This is a genomic window from Streptomyces sp. adm13(2018), from assembly GCF_008042145.1.
Classification (GTDB): Bacteria; Actinomycetota; Actinomycetes; order Streptomycetales; family Streptomycetaceae; genus Streptomyces.
The window spans coordinates 10,741-17,241 of record NZ_RDBH01000035.1; the positions used below are offsets into that span (position 1 = coordinate 10,741).

General features: G+C 74.6%; 5 protein-coding genes and 1 pseudogene. All 6 read left to right on the top strand.

The features are described 5' to 3' along the window. Positions 1-1,126, top strand: a 1,126-nt coding sequence (locus tag EAO70_RS03000) for a phytanoyl-CoA dioxygenase family protein (RefSeq protein ID WP_261992614.1), incomplete at its 5' end; no start/stop codon positions are given. Next, positions 1,108-2,397: pseudogene (locus EAO70_RS38780) on the top strand (DUF6271 family protein); the annotation flags it as partial. The gene EAO70_RS03000 and the pseudogene EAO70_RS38780, both read left to right, overlap by 19 nt. Further along, on the top strand, positions 2,374-4,176 hold the full coding sequence (locus tag EAO70_RS03005; protein ID WP_261992617.1) for a condensation domain-containing protein: 1,803 nt from the start codon (positions 2,374-2,376) through the stop codon (positions 4,174-4,176). The pseudogene EAO70_RS38780 and the gene EAO70_RS03005, both read left to right, overlap by 24 nt. After that, on the top strand, positions 4,173-5,423 hold the full coding sequence (locus EAO70_RS03010) for an MFS transporter (protein WP_148001478.1): 1,251 nt from the start codon (positions 4,173-4,175) through the stop codon (positions 5,421-5,423). Before EAO70_RS03005 ends, EAO70_RS03010 begins: the two co-directional genes overlap by 4 nt. A 297-nt stretch (positions 5,424-5,720) precedes the next feature. Continuing rightward, complete coding sequence (locus tag EAO70_RS03015; protein ID WP_187283699.1) at positions 5,721-6,083, top strand: DUF3040 domain-containing protein; 363 nt, start codon at positions 5,721-5,723, stop codon at positions 6,081-6,083. Positions 6,084-6,209: 126 nt separating this feature from the next. Beyond that, positions 6,210-6,398, top strand: a complete 189-nt coding sequence (locus EAO70_RS03020) for a CsbD family protein (RefSeq protein WP_148001480.1) — start codon at positions 6,210-6,212, stop codon at positions 6,396-6,398. Positions 6,399-6,501 lie beyond the last annotated feature (103 nt).

Genomic DNA, 6,501 nt, shown 5'->3' on the forward strand with positions numbered 1-6,501 from the left:
GCGCCGCCCCCACCTGTACCGGGCGGCCTCGGACCTGCCGTACTTCAGCGCCGACGGCGAGTCCTACCTCGCCCAGACCACCCTCAGGGAGCTGGAGAAGTCACGTCCGCTGCGGGTGCTGTCCGAGGAGGACTTCGCGCACTGGCAGACGTACGGCTACGTCATCGTCCGCGAGGCGATCCCCGCGGCGGCGGCGCGGCGGCTGCTCGACTTCACCTGGGACTTCCAGGGGCTCGACCCCGGCGATCCGGACGGCTGGTACGCGGACCGGCCGTTCCGCTCGGAACTCGACCGGCAGCTCCACGTCTACGGCTTCGTGGAGGCGTACCACCACCAGCTCCTCTGGGACAACCGCCAGGCCCGGCGGGTCTACGACGCCTTCGTGGACGTCTGGGACTGCGAGGAGCTGTGGGTCACCCAGGACCGGCTCAACCTCAACCCGCCCAACATCGGGAACCGCGACCGGGCCCTCATCGAACCCACCGACCGCGGCTTCGACATCGAGCTGCACTGGGACATCGACACCACCCTCGGGGTCCCGCCGCAGCGGGTGCAGGGGATCATCGCCCTCAACGAGACCGGGCCGGAGTCCGGCGGCTTCCAGTGCGACCCGGAGCTCTTCCGGCGGTTCGAGGAGTGGAAGGTCGCCCAGCCCGCCGACCGCGACCCGCTGCGCCCCGCCGTGGACCGCGCGGAGTACCCCGTCGTACGCCCCGAACTCCGCCCCGGCGACCTGCTGATCTGGAACGGCCTGCTGGCCCACGGCGTGGCGCGCAACGTCTCCCGGGACCAGGTCCGGGCGGTGCAGTACCTGTCGATGATGCCGGCCCTGGAGGAGCACGAGCGGCTCCGGCGCTCCCGCGTCGACTCCTGGCGGCACCTGCGGACCCCGCGCTGGAACCGGACCCTGGTCGGCGACCCCGTGCGCCACGAGTCCGAGCGGTATCCCACGGCCGTCCTGGACGAGCTGGGCAGCCGGCTGCTGGGGCTCACCTCCTGGAAGGACGCGTGGGAGGACCCGGCGACCGGCCGGAACACGGTCGCGGGCGCCGGGCCCGCGACGGACACGGACCGGGGCGACGCGGCGGCCCGGGGTGGGGAGTCGGCGTGCGCCGCGTCTGCCTGACCCTGCCCACCGACCGGACCTGCGCCGCGACCCTGCGGGCCGTGGCCGAGGAGGCCGCCTACGGCGCCCGCACGTTCGGCGTCGAGGTGCGGTTCCTCGTCCTGGACTCCTCCGACACGGCGAGCGCCGCCGAGCACCGCGAGGTCCTCGCCGCGCTGCCCGCCGCCCCCGGCGTGGTCGTCCACCACCTCGACGAGGTCGAGCAACGGGCCTTCCTGCGCGAGGTGATCGACCGGGCCGGCGTCTCGGCGCCGGACCACGTGCTCGACCTGATGCTGCCGGACCGCGTGTCCTACGGCGCCTGCACCAACCGCGCGTTCCTCCTCGCCGAGGCCCTGGGGTGCGCGTCCGTGCACCGCCGCGACTCCGACAGCCGCTACCAGCACGTGGACGGCGAGCCGGTCTTCCCGATCCACCACGAACTCGCCGCGCTGGGGCTGCCCGCCGCCGACGCGGCCGGCCTGGTCTCCCGGAGCAGGCTCGACCCCGCGTGCGCCGGCCGGACCGTGTCCCTGGTCGGCGGCTCCTTCGTCGGCGAGATGTCCGTGGACGTCGAGGAGATCCGCCGTCTCGACCCGGCGGTCTACGAGGAGGTCGTCGGTCTCTCCGTCCCCTCCGGCTATCCGGAGATCTGGCGCCGGAGCCTGATCGCGCAGTCCTTCCGGGGCGCCGGGACGACCCCGTACACCGGCGACCTGACCACGCTCACCAGCGTGAGTCCGACGAGGGTCGACATGTGCAACATCGCCCTGGACCGCGCGGTGTACGCCCGGGTGCCGCTGCCGCCCGCCACCGACACCATCGGCAGCGACTACTTCCTCGCGCACCTGGTGCAGAACGCCCGGCTGCCGGGCGTCCTCCACAACCGGCACATCGTCAACTTCCACACGGGCGAGCGCCGCTCCGACGCCGGGTTCCTCGCCTACCAGCTGCGGTTCGCCAAGTTCCTGCTCTCCACGCCCCACTTCGACGCCGTGCACACCGCGACGAAGGAGGCCGGCGACGGTCTGCTCGACACCGAGGGCCACCTCAGGGCCGCCGCCGTCGCGGGGCTCGTCCGGGACGGCGCCCGCGCGGACCGCGCGGCGAACGCCGCCCGGCTCGACGTCCTCGACCGCTGCTACCGGACCCTCGGCGGCCGTTACGCCACCGCCGCCGACGCCCTCGCGCCGCTCCGGGAGCGGCTCCTCGACGAGGCGCGCCGGGACATGGAGGAGTTCGCCCTGCTCACCGAGGCCTGGGAGGCCCTGACCGGCGCGAGCCGGTCGGCGCGGCCCCCGGGCGGCGCCCGGGTCCGCACGGTCGGGTACGCCACCGGGGGCGAGGAGCGCCGGGGCCCCGTCACCATGGGGCAGGCCAACATGATCCGCTGCATGCTGCGGGACGAGCCCGAGCACATCAACATCCACGACGTGTGGCCTGTTCCCGTGGGCACCACGGAGGACGCCGCCGTCGAGGCCCTCCGGACCCTCGCCGTACGCCACGAGGCGCTCCGCACGACCTTCCCGCACACCGCCGGGACCGCCCCGCGCGAGCAGGTGGTGGCGACCGGGGGGACGTTCACCGTCACCGTGCTCGACCACGCGGACCTGCCCGACGACCCCGCCGGGTACGCCGACGCGGTGGCCCGTGGGGCGCGCGCCGAACGCTTCCGGCTGGACCGGGACTTCCCCCTCCGCGTCCGCCTCGTCGCCCGCTCGGGGGCACCCGCCTTCGCCGCCGTGGCGGCCAGCCACGCCGTGACCGACGTCGGCGCCCTCGCGGTCCTCAAGGAGGAGTGGCTCGACCTGCTCGCCGGCGAGACCCTCCCACCGCCCGTCTCCCTCACCCCGCTCGCCCTCGCCGCCGAGGAGGCGGCCCCGGCCGGGCTCCGCAGGTCCGCCGCCTCGCTGCGGCACTGGGAACGGATCATCCGCACCGAGCCGCAGGCCATGTTCGCGGAACCCGGAGCCGAGGGGACCGACGTGCCGACACCGCAGCTCACCCTGCGCTCGCGGCGCGGCTCGCGGGCCCTGGCGCGCGTGGCGGAGCGCACCGGAGGCCTGCCGTCCACGGTGCTGCTGACCGCCTGGTGCGCCCTGGTCGCCCACCGGGCGGACCAGCCCACCTGCGTGGCCGCCGTCCCGACCTCCAACCGCTACCACCCCCGGCTGGCCCGGTCGGTGAACACCCTGTCCCAGGACGCGCTGCTCTCCCTGGACGTCCGGGTGCCGACCTTCGACGCGCTCCTGAAGAAGGCCTGGGGGGCGGCGCTCAACGCGTACCGGCACAGCCAGTTCGACGCGGTGGCGCTCTGGGAGATGATCGGCGAGGCGACCCGCGAGCGGGGCAGCCGGTTCGCGCGGGACGTCGTCTTCAACGACGTCAGCACGCTGCCGCCGACGGTCGGCGCGCTCACGTCCCCGGCCGGTCCGGACGACGGGCGCGACGAGAGCGACAAGGGCGGGGACGGTCCCGGCGGGCTCGACCTCCGCTGGGGTCCCGGCCAGGTGCTGCCGACCCGCGTCCTGACCTTCGTCCACGCGATCGAGCCGGAGCTCCACCTGGCCGCCTGGCTGGATCCCGCGCTGTTCTCCACGGAGCAGTCGGAGGCCTTCCTCACCGGCCTCGTCCGGCTCCTGGAGGCCGCCGCCGAGGACGACGTACCGCTGGACTCGCTGACCGAGGTGACGGGGGTCGGCCCGGTCGACCGCGGACCCGACTGGCACCGGGTCGACGGCTCCTGGACCTCGCCGCCGCTCGTCGCACGGACGCTGAGCGAGGCCCTGCGCGGCCTGCCGGTCCACGTCACCGCCGGGCCCCCCGGCCCGGACGACGGCCCGGCGGAGGGCGGCGGTCTCACGGCGTACGTCGCCGCCGGAGACCGTGCGCTGACGCCGGCCGCGGCCCACACCGCGCTGATGGACGCGCTCCCCGGCCGCCCCGGGGTGCTGGCCCCGCGCCGGTACGTGATCGTCCACCGACCGCCGGCGGAGGCGGACCGGACCAGCGCCTGGCTCCGGCAGCAGATTCTCAGGAAAGGGACCGGCCGGGACCGGGATGTGACATGACGATGGACGAGGCAACCGCACAACGGGAGCAGAGCACTCCCCCCAGCCCGTGGCGATCGCGCCGCTTCCGGCTCTTCTTCACCGCGCGCAGCACCTCGCTGCTCGCCGACGGCATGCTGATGGTGTCGCTCACGACGGCCGTGCTCGGCGCCGGGTACGGGGCGGGCGGCGTCGGCTACGCGCTGGCCGCCTGGATGGCGCCGATCGTGCTGCTCGTCCTGTTCGGCGGCGTGCTCGCCGACCGCTTCACCCCGCAGGTGATGATGGTCGGCGCCGACGTGGTGCGCATGGTGGCCATGCTGGCGCTCGCGGTGCTGCTGATCGGCTCGCACGTACGCCTCTGGCACATCATGGCGCTCCTCGCGCTCAGCGGCGCCGCCACCGCGATGTTCCAGCCGGGCCTGGCGAGCCTGGTCCCCCGGGTCGCCGAGGACATCCAGCGGGCCAACGCGCTGCTGCGGATCTCCGAGGCGGTCTGCACCCTGCTCGGGCCCGGTGTGGCGGGTCTGCTCGTCGCCTACTGGAACGTGGCGGGCTCCTTCGTCGTCATCGCGGCGGCGTACGCCCTCAGCGCGCTCGGCCTGGCGCCGCTGCGCGGACTCGGCACCGCGAAGGACGAGAGCGACGACCCGCTGTGGAGCAGGCTGGCCACCGGCTGGCACGAGTTCCGGTCGCGCTCCTGGCTGTGGGGGGTCATCGCCGTGTGGGCGGTGTACGGGCTGTTCGTCTTCGGCCCCGCCCTGCCGCTGGGCGCGGCCCTGCTCACCGAGCAGCACGGGGCGAGCGGGTACGGATGGATCGCCTCGGCCGACGGCGCCGGCACGATCGTCGGCGGACTGCTCGGCATGCGGGTCCGGCCGGCCCGGCCGCTGGTCGCGGGGGCCTGCGCGATGTTCTTCTTCTCCCTCAACCCGCTGGCCCCGGCCCTGGGCTGGTCGTTCACGGCGACCGCGCTGACGGGCGTCCTCGCGGGGTGCGGGTTCGCCTTCTGGGGCGTGATGTGGGCGACCAGCGTGCAGTCCCACATCCCGCTCGCCGTCCTGAGCCGCGTCTCCGCCTACGACGTGGCCGGTTCCATCATGGTCATCCCCGTGGGCCGCGCCCTGGCGGGCCCCGCGGCGGACGCGTACGGAGCGGACCGGGTGCTGCTCTTCTCGTCGGTGGTGGGTCTCGTCCTCATCGGCGTCATGCTCGCCGTACCCGCGGTCCGCGCCCTGGGCCGGTCACCGAAGGAGCCCGCCGCCTGACGGAGGGTGGCCGGTCGCGGGCACGGGAGTGAGCTGCCGGGCCGAGCGGTGCTTACGGGGACCGGTTTGCGGGAACAGGCCGGATGAGAGCCCGGGGAACCGGGCGCACCGCCCGTTCGCCGCGTACGAAGGGCGTGCGCGGGGATTCACGGGCGAGGACCGGTCGGGGAACATGTTTCCCCAACTGCGAGCTGCATGCACCGAGGCCCGGGACGTTCACGCCGTCCGGGGCCTCGACCCCGCCCTCCGGGGCCACGGCACCTGACCGGACCGCTCGACGCTCGACGGGAGTTCGCCATGCACGACGCCAATCCCAAGCTCACCCAGCAGGAACGGAAGATCCTGGAGGGCATCGAGCAGGGCCTTCGGAGCGACGCGTCCCTCAGCCGCAGGCTGCGGTCCCTCGGACACACCGGCGCGGGCCCCGGACGGCCCGACGGCACCCGGGGCGCGGCCCTACGACAGCGGCTCGGCCTGATCACCGGTGTCCTGGGCCTCGCGTGCCTGGCCCTCTTCGTCCTCGCGGCCGTGTCCTCGTCGTCCGGGCCGCTGTGGCTGTTCGCCGCGGTCTGGGTGGTCACCGCGGTCTGCCTGATGCGGCTGCTGCTGCGGGCGGTCGCGCGGCGCAGGAACGCGGTGGCGCACCGGAGCGCGGACTGAGCCCCTGCCCCGCCGTCCCGCCGGGCGCACCCCGGGCACCCCGGCATGATTCCCGGCGGCAGGGGCAGTCGCGTCCGTAGACAGAGATGCGGACCCGACGTGGGATGCGACGGAAGGAATGCGGTCATGCGCAAGAGCACCGTGCAGAAGGGCGAGGGGGCGGCCAAGGAGGGCGCCGGGAAGGCGACCGGCGACACGCGCCTGGAGGCGGAGGGCAAGGCCGACCAGATGGCCGCCAAGGCCCGGGAGGCGATCGAGAAGGTGCACGAGAGCGCACTGAAGGCACGCGACGACATGAGGCGCGGCATGGCCTGAGCCAGCCGGCTCCTCACCCCCGTAGACGGCACGCCCGCGGCGCGATCCGCGGGCGCGCCGTCTACGGGGGTGAGGAGCCGGCTGGCTCAGGCCATGCCGCGCC

Excerpts from the sequence above, each read along its gene's own strand:
- EAO70_RS03010 (WP_148001478.1), top strand. The coding sequence starts at position 4,173 with ATGACGATGGACGAGGCAACCGCACAACGGGAGCAGAGCACTCCCCCC.
- EAO70_RS03015 (WP_187283699.1), top strand. The coding sequence starts at position 5,721 with ATGCACGACGCCAATCCCAAGCTCACCCAGCAGGAACGGAAGATCCTG.
- EAO70_RS03020 (WP_148001480.1), top strand. The coding sequence starts at position 6,210 with ATGCGCAAGAGCACCGTGCAGAAGGGCGAGGGGGCGGCCAAGGAGGGC.